Origin of the sequence: Flavobacterium fructosi (genome assembly GCF_042787335.1) — a bacterium.
Lineage (GTDB): Bacteria > Bacteroidota > Bacteroidia > Flavobacteriales > Flavobacteriaceae > Flavobacterium > Flavobacterium fructosi.
The window spans coordinates 434,328-453,868 of record NZ_JBHZQA010000001.1 but is presented as its reverse complement, the minus strand read 5'-3'; the positions used below and the strand labels follow the sequence as shown (position 1 = coordinate 453,868).

Annotated in this window: 23 protein-coding genes and 1 tRNA gene; 15 read left to right on the top strand and 9 right to left on the bottom strand. The window is 33.9% G+C overall.

Annotation, left to right across the window (positions count from 1 at the left end; translation table 11 throughout):
- Positions 1–7: 7 nt before the first annotated feature.
- Complete coding sequence (locus ACFX5D_RS02055) at positions 8–277, bottom strand: hypothetical protein (protein WP_379856602.1); 270 nt, start codon at positions 275–277, stop codon at positions 8–10.
- A gap of 78 nt (positions 278–355) precedes the next feature.
- Between ACFX5D_RS02055 and ACFX5D_RS02050 the strand changes: the two genes are divergently transcribed.
- The gene (locus tag ACFX5D_RS02050; RefSeq protein ID WP_379856601.1) at positions 356–1,276 is read left to right on the top strand and encodes a LysR family transcriptional regulator; all 921 of its coding nucleotides are present in this window, start codon (positions 356–358) and stop codon (positions 1,274–1,276) included.
- 364 nt (positions 1,277–1,640) lie between these two features.
- Here ACFX5D_RS02050 and ACFX5D_RS02045 read toward each other — a convergent pair whose 3' ends face one another.
- A complete protein-coding gene (locus ACFX5D_RS02045; protein WP_379856600.1) occupies positions 1,641–1,916 on the bottom strand; it encodes a hypothetical protein in 276 nt (91 codons plus the stop codon).
- 179 nt (positions 1,917–2,095) lie between these two features.
- The gene (locus ACFX5D_RS02040; RefSeq protein WP_379856599.1) at positions 2,096–2,950 is read right to left on the bottom strand and encodes a DUF2254 family protein; all 855 of its coding nucleotides are present in this window, start codon (positions 2,948–2,950) and stop codon (positions 2,096–2,098) included.
- A 392-nt stretch (positions 2,951–3,342) separates the two neighbouring features.
- Here ACFX5D_RS02040 and ACFX5D_RS02035 point away from each other — a divergent pair, with 392 nt between their 5' ends.
- From ACFX5D_RS02035 to ACFX5D_RS01995, 9 genes are all read left to right on the top strand, one after another.
- On the top strand, positions 3,343–3,744 hold the full coding sequence (locus ACFX5D_RS02035; RefSeq protein ID WP_379856598.1) for a DUF2721 domain-containing protein: 402 nt from the start codon (positions 3,343–3,345) through the stop codon (positions 3,742–3,744).
- Positions 3,745–3,812: 68 nt separating this feature from the next.
- Positions 3,813–4,727, top strand: coding sequence for an EamA family transporter (locus ACFX5D_RS02030; protein WP_379856597.1), 915 nt, complete (start codon positions 3,813–3,815; stop codon positions 4,725–4,727).
- Positions 4,728–4,790: 63 nt separating this feature from the next.
- Entirely contained in the window at positions 4,791–5,147 is a 357-nt protein-coding gene (locus ACFX5D_RS02025; RefSeq protein ID WP_379856596.1) for a DoxX family protein, read from the top strand.
- Positions 5,148–5,151: 4 nt separating this feature from the next.
- Positions 5,152–5,760: an alpha-ketoglutarate-dependent dioxygenase AlkB family protein gene (locus ACFX5D_RS02020; protein WP_379856595.1), complete on the top strand. Its 609-nt coding sequence runs from the start codon at positions 5,152–5,154 to the stop codon at positions 5,758–5,760.
- Between the two features lie 47 nt (positions 5,761–5,807).
- Positions 5,808–6,635, top strand: coding sequence for a sterol desaturase family protein (locus ACFX5D_RS02015; RefSeq protein WP_379856594.1), 828 nt, complete (start codon positions 5,808–5,810; stop codon positions 6,633–6,635).
- A gap of 118 nt (positions 6,636–6,753) precedes the next feature.
- On the top strand, positions 6,754–7,032 hold the full coding sequence (locus ACFX5D_RS02010; protein WP_073210045.1) for a DUF2805 domain-containing protein: 279 nt from the start codon (positions 6,754–6,756) through the stop codon (positions 7,030–7,032).
- Positions 7,033–7,443: 411 nt separating this feature from the next.
- Positions 7,444–8,391, top strand: coding sequence for an alpha/beta hydrolase (locus ACFX5D_RS02005; protein WP_379856593.1), 948 nt, complete (start codon positions 7,444–7,446; stop codon positions 8,389–8,391).
- A gap of 48 nt (positions 8,392–8,439) precedes the next feature.
- A complete protein-coding gene (locus ACFX5D_RS02000; RefSeq protein WP_379856592.1) occupies positions 8,440–10,302 on the top strand; it encodes a M61 family metallopeptidase in 1,863 nt (620 codons plus the stop codon).
- 196 nt (positions 10,303–10,498) lie between these two features.
- Positions 10,499–11,209 carry a DUF4369 domain-containing protein gene (locus tag ACFX5D_RS01995; RefSeq protein ID WP_379856591.1) on the top strand — a complete coding sequence of 237 codons (711 nt, stop codon included), beginning with the start codon at positions 10,499–10,501 and terminating at the stop codon, positions 11,207–11,209.
- Between the two features lie 148 nt (positions 11,210–11,357).
- Here the strand turns inward: ACFX5D_RS01995 and ACFX5D_RS01990 are convergent.
- The 6 genes from ACFX5D_RS01990 to idi form a co-directional block, all read right to left on the bottom strand.
- A tRNA-Thr gene (locus tag ACFX5D_RS01990) sits at positions 11,358–11,431 on the bottom strand.
- Positions 11,432–11,509: 78 nt separating this feature from the next.
- Positions 11,510–11,776 carry a hypothetical protein gene (locus tag ACFX5D_RS01985; RefSeq protein ID WP_073209770.1) on the bottom strand — a complete coding sequence of 89 codons (267 nt, stop codon included), beginning with the start codon at positions 11,774–11,776 and terminating at the stop codon, positions 11,510–11,512.
- A 68-nt stretch (positions 11,777–11,844) separates the two neighbouring features.
- Positions 11,845–12,807, bottom strand: a complete 963-nt coding sequence (locus ACFX5D_RS01980) for a type I phosphomannose isomerase catalytic subunit (protein WP_379856590.1) — start codon at positions 12,805–12,807, stop codon at positions 11,845–11,847.
- 155 nt (positions 12,808–12,962) lie between these two features.
- Positions 12,963–13,421: a peroxiredoxin gene (locus ACFX5D_RS01975; protein ID WP_379856759.1), complete on the bottom strand. Its 459-nt coding sequence runs from the start codon at positions 13,419–13,421 to the stop codon at positions 12,963–12,965.
- Entirely contained in the window at positions 13,421–13,831 is a 411-nt protein-coding gene (locus ACFX5D_RS01970; RefSeq protein ID WP_379856589.1) for a 6-pyruvoyl trahydropterin synthase family protein, read from the bottom strand. Before ACFX5D_RS01970 ends, ACFX5D_RS01975 begins: the two co-directional genes overlap by 1 nt.
- Positions 13,832–13,904: 73 nt before the next feature.
- Positions 13,905–14,432, bottom strand: coding sequence for an isopentenyl-diphosphate Delta-isomerase (gene idi, locus ACFX5D_RS01965; RefSeq protein ID WP_379856588.1), 528 nt, complete (start codon positions 14,430–14,432; stop codon positions 13,905–13,907).
- A 166-nt stretch (positions 14,433–14,598) separates the two neighbouring features.
- On the opposite strand from idi, the gene ACFX5D_RS01960 reads away from it, so the two are divergent.
- The 5 genes from ACFX5D_RS01960 to ACFX5D_RS01940 all read left to right on the top strand — a co-directional run bounded on the left by ACFX5D_RS01960 (position 14,599) and on the right by ACFX5D_RS01940 (position 19,459).
- Positions 14,599–15,060, top strand: coding sequence for a GNAT family N-acetyltransferase (locus ACFX5D_RS01960; protein WP_379856587.1), 462 nt, complete (start codon positions 14,599–14,601; stop codon positions 15,058–15,060).
- Positions 15,061–15,209: 149 nt separating this feature from the next.
- Positions 15,210–15,770, top strand: coding sequence for a peptide-methionine (R)-S-oxide reductase MsrB (msrB, locus tag ACFX5D_RS01955; protein WP_379856586.1), 561 nt, complete (start codon positions 15,210–15,212; stop codon positions 15,768–15,770).
- An 85-nt stretch (positions 15,771–15,855) separates the two neighbouring features.
- Entirely contained in the window at positions 15,856–16,476 is a 621-nt protein-coding gene (gene msrA / locus ACFX5D_RS01950) for a peptide-methionine (S)-S-oxide reductase MsrA (RefSeq protein ID WP_379856585.1), read from the top strand.
- Between the two features lie 170 nt (positions 16,477–16,646).
- On the top strand, positions 16,647–17,954 hold the full coding sequence (locus tag ACFX5D_RS01945; RefSeq protein WP_379856584.1) for an amidohydrolase: 1,308 nt from the start codon (positions 16,647–16,649) through the stop codon (positions 17,952–17,954).
- Between the two features lie 410 nt (positions 17,955–18,364).
- On the top strand, positions 18,365–19,459 hold the full coding sequence (locus tag ACFX5D_RS01940) for a glycoside hydrolase family 130 protein (RefSeq protein WP_379856583.1): 1,095 nt from the start codon (positions 18,365–18,367) through the stop codon (positions 19,457–19,459).
- The last annotated feature ends 82 nt before the right edge of the window (positions 19,460–19,541 follow it).

Genomic DNA, 19,541 nt, shown 5'->3' with positions numbered 1-19,541 from the left:
AGCGCTTTTATAAAAGTTTTTGAGTTTTCTGCAGTGTGTAGGCTCCGAAAAATATTCCTAGACCTAAAAACATGGTAAAAAAGATATTATTAGGTTCGAAGACGGTAAATATTAGTGCAAAAATTAGCCAAATCGCCCCAACGCTTAAACTAAATTTTTTCCATACGCCTACTTCATCTAAATCTGTTTGTGTACCGCCTACTTTCATATTTTTTAGAGTAGCATCTCTTATTTCAGGTCTTATCCAGTCCCCTTTTACTATTGTTATCCTTTTCATAATTATTTTTTACAAAAGTAAAACGGGAGAACTATAAGTTTTTATTTATCTTTGTTATACATTACATAAAAAATATTTATGAACTATACCCTCCACCAACTACAGGTTTTTTTAAAAATAACCCAAAATAAGAGCATCACTAAGGCGGCTATGGAATTGCATCTTACACAACCTGCTGTATCCATCCAATTGAAAAATTTTCAAGATCAATTTGATGTCCCGCTTACAGAAGTAATCGGAAGAAAACTATATGTCACCGATTTTGGGAAAGAAATTGCCATAGCGGCGGAGCGCATTCTAAACGAAGTACATGCTATCAATTATAGAACGATGGCATTCAAAGGGCGAATATCAGGAAGGTTGAAAATTTCCGTGGTATCAACTGGTAAATATGTTATCCCTTATTTTTTAACTGATTTTCTAAAACAAAATGAAGGTGTCGAATTAAGTCTTGATGTCACCAATAAAACTAAAGTCTTGAAAAATTTAGAAAAAAATGAAGTAGATTTTTCGTTAGTTTCCGTTTTACCAGAGACCATCCAAATTGAAAAAGTAGAGCTTATGCCTAATGCCCTTTTTCTTGTTGCTAACATTGATCAAAAAATAGAGAACGGAATTCAGGATAAAAAAATTATTCAAACCTTACCAATAATTTATCGCGAGCAAGGATCTGGAACAAGATATGTGATGGAAAAATTTATAGAGAACAATCAACTAACAGTTCCAAAAAAAATGGTACTTACCGGAAATGAAGCCGTAAAACAAGCAGTACTGGCTGGACTTGGATGTTCTATTATGCCACTAATTGGGATAAAAAACGAACTCAATAACGGCGATTTACAAATCATTCCGGTAAAGGGTTTACCAATTCAGTCCAACTGGAATTTAATCTGGCTAAAAGGCAAGAAATTTTCGCCGGTAGCCAACGCATATTTAAAATTCATTCAAGAAGAAAAAATAAGAATTATCCAGCAAAAATTTAACTGGATTAAACAATAATGTGGCTAAAAATTAAGTACAAAAAATTAGCTTTGAACATATAAACCAAATAAAATTTCGTGATTAAATTATAAATACAAAATATGAATTCATTGAAACTCCCGCATTACTTTTTGAGGCAGCTTTTCTAATTTTATTTACATATGCTAGACGATTTTTGACCAATATGCCAATAATAAGTTACTAAAAAATATTCCAAATAGCATTTATTTTCTTTGGATAAAGAGCAAACTTACAGGTTTTTTTTATGTCAATTCATTTCCATTTTCATATATAAATTCATCAAAAATGGTATACGTTTTAAGGTATTTGATTGCCTCAACTTCAGCGTTTGTAATTTCTAAATTATCAGAATAATGATTTGTTAATAATCAAGTACTCCTTTTTGCTCCAGAATTTTAATTTGTAGTTTTGCTTTGTGTCTAAAGCTGGATAATTCCCTCTCGACAGTAACTAGTTTTTCTTTAGATATTTTAAGTTTCCCTTTTTTGTATTGTAACAAGTTATAAATTTCAAGTAAATCCATCTCTTCCACTTGTTGAATTAAAATTTTTAAATTAAAAGGATTTTCAACTAATGGCAAAATGATGCGGATAGCGTAATAATTCTTTTCACTACAGTAGGATCTTATTTTCCCCATTGGAAAATAAGATCGAAACAAAAATCAATAAATGCTTCAAAATTAAATTCATGAACTTGAATTTTTTTAGCGCCTAAAGCCCTTGAATCTGTAGAAGGAAAATCTCGTGTTGCGATTTTACCTATCTGGTCTATACCGTTGAAGCAGGTCGTGGGATCATTAACCGCAGGAGCGATAACTTATATGGCAATGTCTACCTGTTTTCTTACACCAAAATTCACATCTTGGGTATGACTTCTAAATAATTTGACCTTAAAAGTATTTTGGACAATCGCTCCAACTTTTTTCTTTAAAGTACTTACCTGACTTTTATTGATTTCGACACTAAAAACTAATACCAAAAGCACAGTGGTATCTTTCATGATAAATTCCCCTACAATTGGTTTTTGATAGGCGTTTTCAAAAAATAATCTAACCTCAGAATTAAGAATATATTCCGTTACCATATCCAGTTTTTTATAATTCACGCTATCCAGATAATCCGTTTCAAATGGACTTACGATTTTTACTTGAAATTTATCTGGGTTTATTTTCGATCGTTTGTAAAGTAAATTTTTCCCAACACTCCAATTTTCCTGATACAACACATTGATTTCTCCAAGCATTTCCGATTTAATTCGATTCATTATCGTGGAGATATTCATTTTTATGCTTAAATAGGTAATCATATCGGGATAAGCCCATACCAAACAATAAAAAGCAAAACGAGAATCGACAGAAAGTGTTAAAAGAAAAGGCGTTTGGTAGAAAAAAACGGATGCTAATTGCGGTAATACACACAAGGAAATGGTGCCAACAAATAATCCGATAAATTGTTGCGTTATAAAATCATTTGATAAAAAATGTCTTAAAATTCTTGGTGAAAACGGAGAAGAGGCTAATTGCATTACAACAAAAATCACAGAGAAAGTCGTTAATGAAATCCCAATGAGAATAGAGATTAAAATAGTAGAAACCGGAATTAGTCGATTGTAAATTTCAACTTCATTAATTTTGAATTTTAATCCGAAATCAACATAATAATCAATCGTCAAGAAAACAGAACCAATAATAAAAGCATAAATACCACTCGTAAATATTCCTAAATGTTTTATCTGATGCTCAAGAATACTTTTGGTCAGATGTCTAAATTTTGCTGGCGTAATTTAAATTTCAATAGGTAAATTTAACATAAATACATCTACAATATTAGTCATGATTTCCAATGTCTATTTTCATTCGCTGTTTCTGCACTAATTTTAATAAAATCGAGTACTATATGCGTTCATTTCATGCTTTATTTAAAAGTTTATGAATTAGAAATACCGTATTAATAGTATGTTATTTACTTTTGTTTCTAATTAAGGAACACACCAATTTTGATCAAATCCACAGGTATAATTAAACCTTGATTATTATTTTTAAAATAAATTAAACATCACAACAAATGACTTTACATATCGAAACTCCTGCCCTGCTTTTCTCGGCTACCTCGCTAATTTTATTGGCCTATACAAATCGTTTTTTGACGATTGCCACTATTGTCAGAGGATTAAAAAAAACGTACAAAGAGAAAGAAAATAGGATGATTTTACTGGAAATAAAAAACCTCAACTTGCGCTTAACATTGATACGTTACATGCAGATGGCTGGTGTCCTAAGTTTGTTTTTATCCGTTTTTGCTATGATGATGCTATTTTTAGAACAGCAAGTATCCAGTATTTATCTCTTCGGATTGAGTTTATTTTCGCTGCTTATTTCTTTAGGATTGTCGTTTTGGGAAATCAATATCTCAGTGGATGCATTACGACTGCATTTGAGTGATTTAGTGGAAAAAGAAGTGAAATAAAATCCTTCTATTTAAAACCCAGATCTTAAATCTTAAAAACTATCTTTGCCCGCTTTAAAATTAAAAAAATGACAAAGAATAACGTATTAAAAGGAGTTTTCTTAGTAGGACTGGGAGCAACAAGTTATGGGATGCTGGCCACTTTTGTAAAGATGGCTTATAATGAAATAGGAATTTCTGGCAATCCATATACACCAGCCGAAGTGACCACCTCACAATTTGCTTTAGGAATTTTGGCCATTCTCATCATAAATGCTTTTCAAAAAGGAAAAAAAGGAAATTCAGTTTTGAAAGCTTCAGGAAAAAACATCAAGCAATTGATACTTGCTGGCACTTCAACCGGTTTAACAAGTATTTTTTATTATTTGGCTGTCAAGTATATTCCTGTATCCATTGGTATTGTTTTATTGATGCAAACCGTTTGGATGGGTGTTTTACTAGAAATGATTTTAGAAAAGAAAAGACCTTCAACTCAAAAAATAGTTTCTGTAGTTATTGTATTAATCGGCACGGCACTTGCCACAAATCTTATCCAAAGCAAAGTACAATTAGACTGGCACGGTATCGTTTTAGGCCTTTTGGCAGCGGCTTCATTCACTACAACCATGTTTACGGCAAATCGAGTAGCTTTAGGAATTTCTTCGGCACAACGCAGTTTGTATATGTTATTGGGCGGGGCAGTGATCGTTTCCATTTTTGCGATGGTGACACAAACCACACCTTTTAATTTTGACATTTTCTACAAATGGGGAATTCTTTTGGCTCTTTTTGGAACCGTAATACCGCCTATGCTTATGAACACTGGTTTTCCGTTAACCGGAATTGGATTGGGAAGTATCGTATCAGCACTAGAACTTCCTGTTTCTGTAATGATGGCTTATTTCCTTTTGAATGAAAATGTAAATGCAGTCCAATGGTTTGGAATTGTTTTAATTATTATGGCGATTATCATTATGAACTTGAACTTCAAGACGAAATCATAATTCCTATTTTAAAATAAAATAACCAAGTACAATGATTTTTTTCTAAATTCGTAACAAAACTATATGATGAATTTACCTTGGCATTTATACGCAATGGCATTTATTTACTTTATTGCAGGATTAAACCATTTCAGAAATCCAAGACTGTATCTTAAAATCATTCCTTCTTATTTTCCAAATCCAAAATTATTGAATTCCATAAGCGGATTGGCTGAAATAATTTTAGCTATTTCACTCTGTATTCCACTACTTTCCAATTATGCGGCATGGGGTGTTGTTGCCTTATTGATAGTAGTTTTCCCAACGCATCTCTACATGTATTTCAACGAGAAAGCGAGAATGGGTATGCCAAAATGGGCTTTACTTTTGCGAATGCCATTGCAACTGGGCTTGATTTACTGGGCTTATCTTTATACCTAAAAAATTGAAATCTTTATTCGACAATATTCCGGATCCCATTTTTCTTAATTTGCCTGACGCAGAGGTCATATATTATCCTCATTTTTTTGACAAAGATGAAGGCGAGACGATTTATGCGGAGTTGATCAATGACATTCCTTGGCAACAGGATGAGATTATTGTTTACGGAAAGAAACATCCGCAACCCCGATTAACAGCCTTATTTGGCAATGAAGGAAAATCTTACTCTTATTCCAATATAAAAATGCAGCCGCACCCTTGGAATTTGCTTTTGCAAAAAATAAAAGCGAAGGTAGAACGTGTCTCCAATACCAATTTCACCACTGTTTTACTCAATCAGTATCGCGACGGAAAAGACAGTAATGGCTGGCATGCTGATAACGAAAAAGAATTAGGAACAAACCCGATAATTGCTTCAATTAGTTTTGGTGCCGAACGTGCATTCCAGTTAAAACACAATTCCGACAAAGACCAGAAAAAAAGTATCATATTGGAACATGGCAGTTTATTGTTAATGAAAGGAACGACGCAACATTTCTGGAAACATCAAATCCCGAAAACCGCTAAACCTATAGGTCCCAGAATAAATTTGACATTTCGCGTAATCAAATAAATTTTCTTTCCCTAAAAATTATTAGATTTGAAATAAATAATCGAATTATGAATGATATTGTTTCTTATTTTTCCACGATTCCATCGGCACACCGAAGTTTAATTCTGGTTAGCGGTATTACGATTTTTTGGTTAATCGAAAATGCTTTTCCGCTCTTTAATTTTACTTATAAAAAATGGCATCATGCGAGCATTAATATTTTTTTAACGCTGACAACCATTATTATAAATTTCTTTCTGGCTTTCATTTTATTAAAAACAGCAGATTGGACAATTGCAAATCATTTTGGAATTTTACAATGGCTCCCCCATCTGCCTTTATGGCTATATGCATTAATTGGATTGCTTTTATTGGATTTAATTGGTGCTTATTTGGTGCATTTAGTTGAACACAAAACCAAATTTTTATGGCGTTTTCATCTGATTCATCATACGGATACCTGGATAGATACAACATCGGCTAACAGGCATCATCCTGGTGAGAGTGTTATTCGTTTTACGTTTACAACTTTAGGTGTTCTACTGGTGGGAAGTCCCATGTGGATGGTTTTCCTATACCAAACTTTATCTGTAGTAGCCACACAGTTTAATCATGCCAACATCTCAATTCCTGAAAAATTAGATACAATCCTGAGTTATTTTATTGTATCCCCAGACATGCATAAAGTGCACCATCATCATGTTTTACCATACACAGATAGCAATTACGGAAATATATTTTCTGTTTGGGACCGTCTTTTTGGCACTTTTATGACACTACCAAGAGAAGAAATCATTTACGGAATAGATACACATCCACAACTAGAAGAACATAATAATTTGAAAAATTTATTAAAAATACCGTTTCAAAAACCGCACAAAACAGAAAAGAGTTAAAAAGAATAAAAAAAATACGCTTTTGACAAGAAGTAATTATTTTTTTTCTTAATATTGGTAAAGAATTTGAAATCAAATTCAGTAATCATTAACACCTATTTGAATTAATTTTCACGTGATGAAAAAGAGTAACCGCAAAGAATTGAACTGGGAACAAACAGAAAAACTTGTTACAATGGCCCTTGAAGAGAAAAATCCTTTTGAAATCATCAAAAAAGAATTTGGTTTGGTAGAAAAAGAGGTTTTAGAGATCATGAAAAAGAAGATGCCGGCAGAAAAATTTGAAATGTGGAAAAAGAAAGCTACTGCAAATAAACCAAAACCAAAACCCGTTAAAATTGATGATTTTGATGAAGATTTGGATGGCAAATATTATATAAAAAACAAATTAGACTAAAAATAAAACTCCTGATATTCGGGAGTTTTTGTTTTTATGCCAACTAACTTTTCACAAACGCAATAATGGTTTCAGTAACATCAAACGAAAATGAATTTATTTTTGACATTTTCCGAAGTCATAAATTTTGGGCGTTCGAAAATAAGATTAGAGTTTCCAAAGATTAAATAATCCGAGCTTATCAAAGCAACGATGAATTTAGCTTTTGGATCGGTTGGAAAATTCCAGGTACCCAATTATCATGGGTAATTACTGCTGGAACTTATATAAAAAAAGGAAAACGCAATTTTTGGGATGTCTGCAATAAAAAAAATGCAATTATTGTCGAACTCAAAGATTCCTGTTACAATAAACTAATTATCGAAGTTGAAAATCCGAAAGAGGCAATGAGCTTATTAAACACTTAATAAAATGAAAAAATCAATATTCGCTTTCCTAATTTTGCTTTCAAACTTGATTATTTCTCAAGAAAAAACAGATTTAGCCGCTGTCAACAAAAAAGAAATAACAATAAATCCTTTACTGAACGGAACATTGTATTCTCCATTAAAAGAGACTAAAAAAACAAATCTCGTCATTCTGATTGCCGGATCAGGTCCCACTGATCGAGACGGTAATCAAAAAGGAATGACCAACAATTCTTTAAAATATTTATCAGAAGAATTATCCAAGAATAATCAGGCAGTTTTTTCTTATGACAAAAGGATTATTGCGCAAATGGCGGCAGGAACGGTGAATGAGGCAACACTTTCCTTTGATGACTTCATCAACGATGCTAAAGAAGTTATTCGCTTTTTTAAGAATCAAAAAAAATACAACAAAATAATAGTTGCCGGTCATAGCGAAGGTTCATTGATAGGAATGCTTGCCGCGACCGAAAACACTGATGCCTTTATTTCATTGGCGGGAGCCGGACGAACTATTGATGCTGTTTTAGTAGAACAAATAGAAAAACAAGCTCCTTTTCTAAAAGAAGAAGTCCAAAAAGATTTGGACATCCTTAAAAGCGGACAAACATTCGAATTAAAAAATAAAATGCTGACATCCCTTTTTAGAGAAAGTGTCCAGCCCTATATGATTTCATGGATAAAATACAATCCACAAAATGAAATTAAAAAATTGCAAATCCCTGTGCTGCTCATCAATGGAACTAAGGATTTACAGGTAAATGTTTCGGAAGCAGAACTATTAAAAAAAGCAAAGCCCGAAGCAAAACTGGAAATTATTGAGAACATGAATCACATTTTCAAAGAGATAAAGGGAGACGATGCCGAGAATATGAAATCGTACTCTGATCCAAATTTACGGGTAACCGAAAAATTAGTAATCGCTATAAATCTTTTTATAAAATCACTATAAGCCGTAACAATTTTTTCAAAAAAAGACTAATCGCTAAAACAAATAACAATGAAAAAAATAATCTTCGTTTTTGCCTTCGCTACTGTATTATGGAGCTGTAAAACGACAAGCACTTCTGTTTCTTCTTCAATAAAAAAGGACATTTCAGTAAGCATTAACCTGATTGACATTAAAGATGATAAAGTCATGGTAACCGTAAATGCACCGTCAATTTCAGTTGATGAAATTACATACCATATTCCAAAAACAGTTCCGGGTACGTACTTTGAAGACAACTACGGTAGATATATTGAAGATCTAAAAGCATATGATACCAAAGGAAATCTCTTGACTGTAACGAAAACAGATGTTAACTCCTGGTCCATTGCTAATGCAAAAACCTTGGATAAAATTACTTATTTAGTAAACGATTCATTTGATACTGAAACGGGGAAAAAATTTGGCGATGATGAAATTTTTTCTCCTGCAGGTTCCAATATTGATGCAGGAAAAAACGTAATGCTTAACACGCATTGTTTTGTGGGTTATTTTACAAATTATATGTTCACGCCTTATAAAGTAACGATTTCACATCCGACAACACTTTGGGGAGCTACGTCTATGACTGATCTGGACGCAAGCACCACATCGGATACATTTGTAACTTCGCGTTATGCTGAATTGGTTGAAAACCCAATCATGTACTCTAAACCGGATTATACCACTTTCACTGTTGATGGAATGGAAATTTTGATCGGAGTATATTCTCCTACAGGCAAATACACCGCAGAAAGTATTACACCGGAGATGAAAACAATGATGACCGCTCAAAAGAATTTTTTAGGCAAAATAAATGCTACCAAAAAATATAGCGTTTTGATATACCTGTCTTCAATGAAGGAAAACGATGCTAAAGGATTTGGTGCTTTAGAGCATCCTACCGCCACTACGGTGGTATTACCGGAGTTAATGCCAAAAGAGGAATTAGTAAAATCGATGAAAGATGTTGTTTCACATGAGTTTTTCCACATTGTGACACCTTTATCAATCCATTCCAAAGAGATTCAATATTTTGATTATAATGCTCCAAAAATGTCTCAACATTTATGGATGTACGAAGGAGTAACGGAATATTTTGCAAATCTTTTTCAAATAAACCAAGGACTAATCACCGAAGAGGAGTTTTACACCCGTATGTCCGAAAAAATTGCCCGAGCAAGTACGCTGAACGACACCATGTCATTCACCGTTATGAGTGCTAATGTGTTGACAAAACCGTACAAAGACCAATACTTGAACGTATATGAAAAAGGAGCTCTTATTGGAATGTGTCTGGATATCATTATCAGAGAAAAAAGCAACGGAGAAAGAGGAATCCTTGATTTGATGCAAAAATTATCAAATGAATATGGTCCTACTAAACCATTTAATGACGAGGAGCTTTTTGCTAAAATTACATCATTAACCTATCCTGAAGTAGGAGCTTTTTTAACCACTTATGTTTCTGGAACAACTCCAATTCCTTATGCAACGTATCTGGCAAAAGTTGGTGTTACAAATTCAACTGAAAAAGTAGCCGGTAACGTTTTCTTAAAAGGACAATCGCCCTACATAACCGTTAATCAAGAGACCAAAGAAGTGATTGTTATGCCTAATATAGAGTTAAACGAATTTTACAAAAACCTAGGTCTTATAGCGGGAGATGTTATATTGGCAATCAATGAAAAACCATACAACCTGGACAATATTTACGATATGATTGGCGCAAGTCAAACTTGGAAAGAGAACGATGCTATTACAGTAAAAATAAAACGCGATGGCAAAGAACAAGTGATCAAAGGAAAAGTAAAACTTCCTTATGAAGAAAAAGCAGGTCTTAAAGCAACGGATGCCAGCAAAACCAAATTGAAAGAAGCTTGGTTTAAAGGATAATCCTTTTTGAAAATTGATCAAATCCCAATTCAGAAATGGATTGGGATTTTTTTTTGCGAAATTTGAGTACGTTGCCAAATCATTCCAACAATTTTCTTTATTTTGCGCCAAATATAAACAGCAATGAAATCGCCATAATTCATGATAAAGAATGGCGATACCATATTCTAAAAAAATTAAATATTAATAACTTCACATGAAAAAATCTATTATTGCATTCGTTACCCTTGTGCTATTATCCTCTTGTAACAAAAATGAATCAAAAGCTAATTTGCATATTACCGGAAATATAAAAGGATTAAAAAAAGGAACACTGTACATTCAAAGAATTGTAGACACTACTCTTGTGCCTATTGACACAATCAATATCGATGGAAGTTCCTCTTTTAAAAGTGACTTAGACCTAAAATCTCCTGAAATGCTGTATTTATTTCTGGATCGAGGAGTGACCAATTCATTAGACAACAACCTTCCGTTTTTTGCTGAAGCTGGAAGTATAAACATTGAAACCAGTTTAGAAGGATACCTTTCCGGAGCAAAAATTACTGGATCTAAAAACAATGATTTATTTGAAGACTATAAAAAAATAAATTCTCGTTTCAATGACGAAAAACTTACTTTAATTGAGGAACGATTTAATGCCATTAAAAGTAGCAACGCACAAAAAATTGATAGTATTAGTGCTAAACAGGACTCCAATATCAAACGAAAGTATTTATTCGCTACGAATTTCGCTATAAACAACAGAAACTATGAGGTATCACCTTATATCGCCTTATCAGAGATCTATGACATCAACATTAAATACCTAGACACGATTCGTAAATCAATGTCTCCAAAAGTGGCGCAATCGCTTTATGGAAAAAAATTGACTAAATATGTTACCGAAATCAAAAACCAAAAATAAATCGGTTCCTAAATTATAAATTACCAAAATAGGAAAAACCGTCTCGATAAAATCGGGACGGTTTTTTTATGATTTGAATTAAAATTATTTGCTGCCTTTTATTATAAAACAAAAAACCACCTAACAAAAGTTAGATGGTTTTATTAAGAGCCGGCGGAGGGACTCGAACCCACGACCTGCTGATTACAAATCAGCTGCTCTAGCCAACTGAGCTACGCTGGCGACTCATTACGGGTGCAAATATAAGCTTGAATTTCTATTTTCCAAAACAAATTCAAACTTTTTTTGCTTTTTTTTTGACTACAATTCGTTGATTTTAGCAATCAATTGATTAGCAGTTTGTTCCAATTCAACATTTATTTGTTTGAAGTGTGCTTTTTTATCTTCTACCTTTTTTGCGTTCACTTTTGTGATCAAAGCGTCAAAAGCAGCGATAGCTTCGTCAATTAAAGCATTAGTTTCTGTTGTTGGTTTTCCAGTTGTAGAAATTTCGAACAAGTAAACTGCTTCAATAATATCTCCTAAAACGTAGTTGATGTCTTTTTTTAAATTTTTAACATTTGCCATTTTTATCTTTTTTAATTTGGATTTTTAATTTGCGTCTGCAAAAGTACACATTATCTTTCTATTACCGACTATGAAATGTAAATTTCTAAAATGGAAGCTTTTCCATTGAGCCCGAACAAATTCATTGCACCAGGAAGCAAAACCGTGTCCCCTTTTACGTATTGCGTTTTTGAATTATTATCTTCAATCTCAAACGATCCTTCCATACACATATAAACGGTAAAGGTTTCTCCTGATTTAGAAATACTAATCTCGCCGTCCAGCGGAATGAAATTAGTGGTAAAATAAGGGCAATCCACCACTTCATTCGATTGGTTTAAATTTTTGGTATATTCTTTCTTGGTCTCTATCTTATTATAGTTAATTGCTTCCAAAGCCAAATCTACATGCAGTTCCCTAGTTTTACCTTGGACATCTACTCGGTCAAAATCATATATTCGGTATGTAATATCGGAGGTTTGCTGAATCTCGGCAACCACTAAACCGGCACCAATAGCGTGAACAGTTCCTGTTTCTAAAAAGAAAACATCTCCAGCATTAACTTTTACATCGTCAAGAAGAGCGAGTAAGGTTTTATTTTTAAGATTTTCTAAATATTCAGCAGGATTAGATTTCTCTTTAAAACCAACTATAATTTTAGCATCCACATCAGCTTGCATGACATACCACATTTCGGTTTTACCAAAGGAATTATGTCTCTTTCTTGCTAATTCATCGTTAGGATGAACTTGAATGGATAAGTCTTCCCGAGCATCCAGATATTTAAAAAGTAACGGAAACTGATTACCAAATCGATTATGAACTTTCGTTCCCAAAATCTCGTTCGGAAAGTCATCAATCAAACTAGTCAATAATTTTCCTTTCCATTCCCCATTAGCTACTACACTGACATCACCTTCAACTGTAGATAACTCCCAGCTTTCACCGGTTATCTTTGATGTGATAGGTTTACGAAGTACTGTTTTTAGTTTTTCACCGCCCCAAATTCTTTCTTTTAGAATGGGTTTAAATTGTAATGGATAAAATTTCATGTTACTTTTTTTATGTACTGCAAATTTGCATAAATTAAACTCGTTTTTACAAATTCATCATCCATTTACTTATTAAAAAAGACAAGTCTTTGTAAAGTGTCGACAAGTCGTAGTAAGGTAAAAAAAGAAAATATTTGTAATACAATTTTGATAATCTATAATACTAATTTTTTAATGGTTTCCATTGCTTTTAACATGTGTTTCGTTGCCAATATACGATCAAAAACCATTTGAATGACTCCGTTTTTATCTGCCACATAAGTCACTCTTCCGGGAACTAAACCAAACAGAAGAGAAGGAACACCAAAAAGCTTTTTTATTTTTTGATCACTGTCTGATAATAGAATAAAAGGCAATTTATATTGCCTCGTAAATTCCTGATGGGATGCAACACTGTCGCTGCTGACACCTATTACTTCAGCACCTAAATCCCTAAAGTCTTCGTATTGATCCCTAAAACTGCAAGCTTGAGCGGTGCAGCCTGGCGTATTGTCTTTTGGATAAAAATAAATAACAAACGGTTTAACACCAACAAGTGTTTGACTGTCAAAATCAACACCGTTACTGTCTTTTGCTTTAAATTTTGGGATTTTATCTCCTACTTTCAATTCCATCATTCGCCTTTATAGGTTACAAAATTTCGAGGTGTTTCATATAGAATTACTTCTAAGTCGAATTGCAAGTCAATCTTTTTTCTAATTTTATTCCAAATTACCACTACAATATTTTCAGCTGTGGGATTTAAATTTTCAAATTCAGGAACATCCAAATTGAGATTTTTGTGATCAAACTGATCCTCCACCTCTTCTTTAATAATTTCGCTCAGGAATTTTACATCCATAACAAATCCAGTCGCCGGATCAATTTCCCCCGTTATACCTACAATCAATTCGTAATTGTGCCCATGATAATTGGGATTGTTGCATTTGCCAAAAACAGCATCGTTTTGCTCCAAAGTCCAATCTTTTCTATATAATCTATGTGCCGCATTGAAATGGGCTTTTCGTGAAATGGTAACTCTCATTTTTATAAAGTAGATATTAAATATTAGGAATTAGATTTGCTGCAATCAGAAATCTCAGTTCTACAATCCTCTTTTACAATTTACGGTCTTCAAGGAAATGATAAAACTCATCAAAAATTATTTTGAACCAAACGGTGTATAATTCAGGTTGGATGCCCATTTCGATTTTTACATCTTCTATTTTCTTCCATTTCCAGTCTTCCACTTCTTCCCTGTTTATTACTGGATCATCATTGTAATAACCGATCATAACATGATCGAGTTCATGTTCCGTCAAACCGTTGTCAAAAGGCGCTTTATATATAAAATGAAAAAGTTCCTTGAGTTCTGTTTTAAATCCCATTTCTTCATATAATCGTCGACTTCCAGCCTCAACATTAGTCTCTCCTTCGCGCTGATGACTGCAACAAGTATTAGTCCACAATAATGGAGAATGGTATTTTTGACTGGCTCGTTGCTGAAGCATCACTTCATTTTCATTATTCAAAATAAAAACAGAAAATGCCCGATGCAAAATGGCTTTTTCATGTGCTTCAAGCTTTGGCATCAACCCAATTTGCTCATCTTTGTCATTAACTAATATTACATTTTCTTCTTTCATAGGAATTTTTAGCCTTACAAAAATACAAAAATATAATTATTGTGAGACGCTTTAACTTTCTCTTTCGAATTGTTGAAGCAGTATTGTTTTGAAATCGTCGAATAAAAAGCAATACTATCCAATTGCAGATTCTTTTGTACTTTTGAGAACTAAGACAATTAATACAATGAAAAAAATAATTATCCGAAAAGCACGTCGTACCGATTTAGAGAAACTCCTTTCATTTGAACAAGGAATTATTGCAGCCGAACGACCTTTTGATCCTTCTTTAAAGCAAGAAAAAATCCATTATTACGATATTGAGCAAATGATTTTAGCTCCTAATATTGAAGTATTGGTTGCCGAAATTGATTTGGAGATTGTGGGTTCCGGATACGCACGAATAGCCGCAGCAAAGCCCTATTTGAACCACAAGACCTATGCCTATTTAGGATTTATGTATACCGATATGAATTACAGAGGAATAGGTGTTAATTCTAAAATCATAGAGTCGCTTAAAGACTGGTGTCGTTCTCAAAATGTATTCGAACTTCGATTAGATGTCTACAATGATAACGCTTCGGCAATTAAAGCGTATGAAAAAGTGGGGTTCAAAAAACACTTGATAAATATGCGAATCGGTTTGTAGCAATACCCTTTTATTAATTGTAAATCCAAAAGTGATTTTTTTTCGTAAATAACAGTAGTTAAAACTTACTTAAATCACTATCAATTTGTAAAGCAGACGACATATTATAGTTAAAAACCGCTTTACATTTGTAGTATAAAAACAAAATTATGACAACAACAACCCGTTTTTTAAGTGTACTATTCTTACTCCCACTATTTATGTTTACCGCCTGTGGGCAAAATAAAAACAAACAAAACAATGCTAAAAAAGCTATTAGTATGGAAACTCCCATAAAAAAAACCGGAAATCCGTATTACTCCAATACAGATACTACAAAACTCAATGTTTCGGATGCCGAATGGAAAAAGGTGCTACCTGAAGATGTTTACGAAGTAATGCGACATGCCGATACCGAAAGACCTTTCACAGGAAAATATTGGAATACCGATGAAAAAGGAACCTATTACTGCGCATCCTGCGGTAATAAACTATTTCGTTCCGGTGCCAAATTTTCAAGCAGTTGCGGTTGGCCAAGTTTTTTTGAACAAGACAATAAAAACAGCGTCGTTTACAAGACCGACAGTTCCCTTGGAATGGAAAGAACGGAAGCCCTTTGCGGCCGATGCGGTGGTCATTTAGGACATCTTTTCGACGATGGTCCTGCACCAACCGGAAAAAGATATTGCATGAATTCTATTGCGCTGGACTTTATACCTGATACCAAATAATATGAAATCGCCATGATTCAAAATCACAAACAATAGTCAAGAATGGCGATACCATATTCCATTAAAAAACAAATAATAGCTACGTATGAAAAATTTATTTTTAATTTGTCTATTGACATCGATTAGTATGGTTGGACAAAACACAACAACAACTGCAAAACAATCCAAATTTGAAACTATAACCTTAGCCGGCGGTTGTTACTGGTGCGTGGAAGCGGTTTATGAAAACCTAAACGGAGTAAAATCAGCAGTCTCAGGATTTGCTGGTGGTAAAAATGCAAATCCTTCCTACGAGGACGTTTCAACGGGAAGAACGGGCTATGCTGAAGTGGTGCAGATTACCTATGATAAAAACACTACAAATTTAGACGAAATCTTCAAAGTTTTCTTTACTGTTCATGACCCAACGACTTTAAACCGTCAAGGTGCCGATGTGGGAACACAATATCGTTCCGCCATATTTTACAAAAACCAACAACAAAAAATGGCTGCGCAAAAGATTATCATTGCTTTGACAAAAGCAAAAATTTATGATAGCCCTTTAGTAACCACATTAGAGCCGCTTACTAAATTTTACAAAGCAGAAGATTACCACCAGAATTACTATGCTAACAATAAAAACCAACCGTATTGTCAAATGGTCATTCAACCCAAAATGGAAAAATTTGAAAAGTTATTTAAAGATCGATTGAAAAAGAAAAAATAATTTTTCACAACAAACCGTCTCGAAACAAAAATCTGGACGGTTTTTTTATGCGCTTTTATAAAGATAATTATTCAATTTACAATATACTTCAACCGTCCACTAAATTTGATATATTTGTTTGAAACAATCAAACCCATTTGTTTTTAACAAATTGTTTCAATAACCTAAAAATGAAAAAAAACTTACTTTTTGCAGTACTATTTTATTCTGTCTGCATTGCTTCCGCACAAAATACAACACTAAAAACTAAGGTTAGCAAGAAGGCCGAGTCGTTAGAGTCAAAAGTTATTGCATGGCGAAGGGATTTTCATCAAAACCCCGAATTAGGAAACAGAGAATTCAAAACAGGAGAAAAAATTGCCACATATTTGCGCTCTCTTGGGATTGAGGTACAAACTGGAGTGGCAAAAACTGGAGTTGTGGGTATTTTAAAAGGCGGAAAACCAGGCCCTGTAGTGGCGCTACGTGCAGATATTGATGCCTTGCCTATAAAAGAACGGGTGAATATTGCATTCGCCTCTAAAGCAGAAGGGGAATACAATGGAAAAATCGTCCCAATTATGCATGCATGTGGACACGACACACATATTGCAATTTTAATGGGAACTGCCGAAATTTTAGCATCTATAAAAAACGACTTAAAAGGAACCGTTAAATTCATTTTTCAACCTGCCGAAGAAGGTCCGCCTGAAGGCGAAGAAGGAGGAGCTGAATTGATGATCAAAGAAGGCGTTCTTACTAATCCTAAAGTAGATGTTATTTTCGGATTGCATATTAATGCACAGACCGAAGTAGGCAAAATAAAGTACCGTCCAAAAGGAACAATGGCAGCCTCAGACTGGTTTACAATAAAAATAATGGGTAAACAAACGCATGGTGCTTATCCTTGGCTGGGTGTCGACCCAATTGTTACCGCCTCTCAGATCGTAATGGGATTACAAACAATTATTAGCCGAAATGTGAACATAACCGAATCTGCAGCAGTTGTAAGTGTTGGACAGATAAACGCAGGAGTCCGTAGCAATGTCATTCCTGAGGAACTTATCATGAATGGCACAATTCGGTCATTAGATAATAAAGTACAACAACTGGTTCACGACAGAGTAAAACAGATAGCGACAGCAATAGCCGAAAGTGCCGGTGCAACTGCCGATGTGACGATTACCAACAAAACGGGCATTACCTACAACGACCCCTCACTGACCGAAAAAATGCTTCCAACATTACAAGCTGTTGGAGGTAAAGAGAATGTTCTATTGGCTCCTGCTGTTACAGGTGCTGAAGATTTTTCATTTTACCAAGAAAAAATACCGGGCCTTTACTTCTTTTTGGGAGGCGCTCCTAAAGGCAAACCGATAGCTGAAACGGCTGCGCATCATACGCCTGACTTTTATATCGATGAAAGCAGTTTTGTATTAGGAATGAAAGTAATGTCGAACCTAACTTTGGATTATATGGAAATGAATATAAAAAAATAAGTAATTATTGATAACTATTTAATTCCAAGATTATTGCAAATTTACAAGCAATCACTCGCAAGAAAAAACATAAAACGTCTCGCCGCAACGAGGCGTTTTTTTTAACTAACTCAGCAAAAATCCTAAGACATTAAATAAATTTCCCTGCTGAAATTCATCCTATTGCTATTCGAAACTTAAACACGGTCTTTGATGAGAGATTTTTTTTCTAATGGATTTTTGCGGTCATTACCCTAATTTAGGTATTTGGACTCAAAGTAATATTAACTTGCAAAGAAAATTGTGATTCAACAAAATAAATGCAACTTTACCCTAGTAGACTCTTTTATAAATATTTGAGAAAAATAAAAACCTAAATCATATTAAATAACGGAAGGAATCGGGTATTCCCTCTAAAATATTATAAAATTATGAAACAAACCATTACGCTATTAATCTTATTAATCTTATTAATGTTAGCGAGCTGCGGCAGTAATTCCATTTCTAAATCAGAAACGAAAAACATAGATTGGGCGATGCTCAACTTTGTAAAAGTAGACAGTATAAACCCTATTTTAGAACCGCAATTAAACCAAGTTTTTCAATCTCCAATAAGCAACAAACAAGTACATTGGGAAGAACGAAATGTCCTTAATCCATCTGCAATTGTCAAAGACGGAAAAGTGTATCTTATCTATAGAGCTCAGGACAAAGACATGACATCAAGATTAGGACTTGCCATTAGTGAAGATGGACTGCACTTTAAAAAACAACCGGCACCGATATTTTATCCGGACAACGACACTATGAAACAGTATGAGTGGAAAGGCGGTGTTGAGGATCCAAGAGTCATAGAAAGTGAAAATGGAACGTATATAATGACCTACACTTCTTATGATGGCAAGACAGCCCGACTTTGTATAGCCAGCTCAAAAGATTTAAAAACTTGGACAAAGCACGGTTTAATGCTACAGGAGGAAAAGCATAAAGATTTATGGTCAAAATCTGGAGCCATCGTTTGTAAATTAGATGGAGATAAAATCATCGCTACAAAAATAAAAGGCAAATACTGGATGTATTTTGGGGATACTGATTTGTATCTGGCAACCTCTGACGATCTCATCCATTGGAAAGTAGCCGAAAATGAAGAAAGCAAAAAAATGATTACCGTTTTACACCCTCGGATGGGGTATTTTGATAGTCGTTTAGTAGAACCCGGTCCTTTTGCTTTACTACAAAAACAAGGTATTGTACTGATTTACAACGGAAGTAATGCGGCCAATTATAATGAACCCGGTTTACCTAAATTCACGTATGCAGCAAGTCAAGCGCTATTTGATAAAGAAAAACCATATAAATTAATTGACCGAATGGAGGATCATTTCATTCACCCAGACAAGCCATATGAAAAAACAGGGGAAGTAAATGAAGTTTGCTTTGTCGAAGGATTGGTATATTTTAAAAAACAATGGTTTTTGTATTATGGAACTGCCGACTCAAAAATTGCGGTTGCCGTCAAAAAATAAAGTAAAACAAGCATTCCGCATTCAACAAAAAATACTTCAAAGTAAATTCCAATACAACAGAACCGATTCTAAATTTATTTGT

Bases quoted from the DNA above. Each gene is read 5' to 3' on its own strand.
- idi (WP_379856588.1), bottom strand. From the start codon at position 14,432: ATGAAAGAAGAAAATGTAATATTAGTTAATGACAAAGATGAGCAAATT.
- ACFX5D_RS02005 (WP_379856593.1), top strand. From the start codon at position 7,444: ATGAAAAAATCAATATTCGCTTTCCTAATTTTGCTTTCAAACTTGATT.
- ACFX5D_RS02025 (WP_379856596.1), top strand. From the start codon at position 4,791: ATGATGAATTTACCTTGGCATTTATACGCAATGGCATTTATTTACTTT.
- ACFX5D_RS01945 (WP_379856584.1), top strand. From the start codon at position 16,647: ATGAAAAAAAACTTACTTTTTGCAGTACTATTTTATTCTGTCTGCATT.
- ACFX5D_RS01980 (WP_379856590.1), bottom strand. From the start codon at position 12,807: ATGAAATTTTATCCATTACAATTTAAACCCATTCTAAAAGAAAGAATT.
- ACFX5D_RS02000 (WP_379856592.1), top strand. From the start codon at position 8,440: ATGAAAAAAATAATCTTCGTTTTTGCCTTCGCTACTGTATTATGGAGC.
- ACFX5D_RS02035 (WP_379856598.1), top strand. From the start codon at position 3,343: ATGACTTTACATATCGAAACTCCTGCCCTGCTTTTCTCGGCTACCTCG.
- msrA (WP_379856585.1), top strand. From the start codon at position 15,856: ATGAAAAATTTATTTTTAATTTGTCTATTGACATCGATTAGTATGGTT.
- ACFX5D_RS02015 (WP_379856594.1), top strand. From the start codon at position 5,808: ATGAATGATATTGTTTCTTATTTTTCCACGATTCCATCGGCACACCGA.
- ACFX5D_RS02050 (WP_379856601.1), top strand. From the start codon at position 356: ATGAACTATACCCTCCACCAACTACAGGTTTTTTTAAAAATAACCCAA.
- ACFX5D_RS02010 (WP_073210045.1), top strand. From the start codon at position 6,754: ATGAAAAAGAGTAACCGCAAAGAATTGAACTGGGAACAAACAGAAAAA.
- ACFX5D_RS01975 (WP_379856759.1), bottom strand. From the start codon at position 13,421: ATGGAATTGAAAGTAGGAGATAAAATCCCAAAATTTAAAGCAAAAGAC.
- ACFX5D_RS01970 (WP_379856589.1), bottom strand. From the start codon at position 13,831: ATGAGAGTTACCATTTCACGAAAAGCCCATTTCAATGCGGCACATAGA.
- ACFX5D_RS02045 (WP_379856600.1), bottom strand. From the start codon at position 1,916: ATGGGGAAAATAAGATCCTACTGTAGTGAAAAGAATTATTACGCTATC.
- ACFX5D_RS01940 (WP_379856583.1), top strand. From the start codon at position 18,365: ATGAAACAAACCATTACGCTATTAATCTTATTAATCTTATTAATGTTA.
- ACFX5D_RS02030 (WP_379856597.1), top strand. From the start codon at position 3,813: ATGACAAAGAATAACGTATTAAAAGGAGTTTTCTTAGTAGGACTGGGA.
- ACFX5D_RS01985 (WP_073209770.1), bottom strand. From the start codon at position 11,776: ATGGCAAATGTTAAAAATTTAAAAAAAGACATCAACTACGTTTTAGGA.
- ACFX5D_RS01960 (WP_379856587.1), top strand. From the start codon at position 14,599: ATGAAAAAAATAATTATCCGAAAAGCACGTCGTACCGATTTAGAGAAA.
- msrB (WP_379856586.1), top strand. From the start codon at position 15,210: ATGACAACAACAACCCGTTTTTTAAGTGTACTATTCTTACTCCCACTA.
- ACFX5D_RS02055 (WP_379856602.1), bottom strand. From the start codon at position 277: ATGAAAAGGATAACAATAGTAAAAGGGGACTGGATAAGACCTGAAATA.
- ACFX5D_RS01995 (WP_379856591.1), top strand. From the start codon at position 10,499: ATGAAAAAATCTATTATTGCATTCGTTACCCTTGTGCTATTATCCTCT.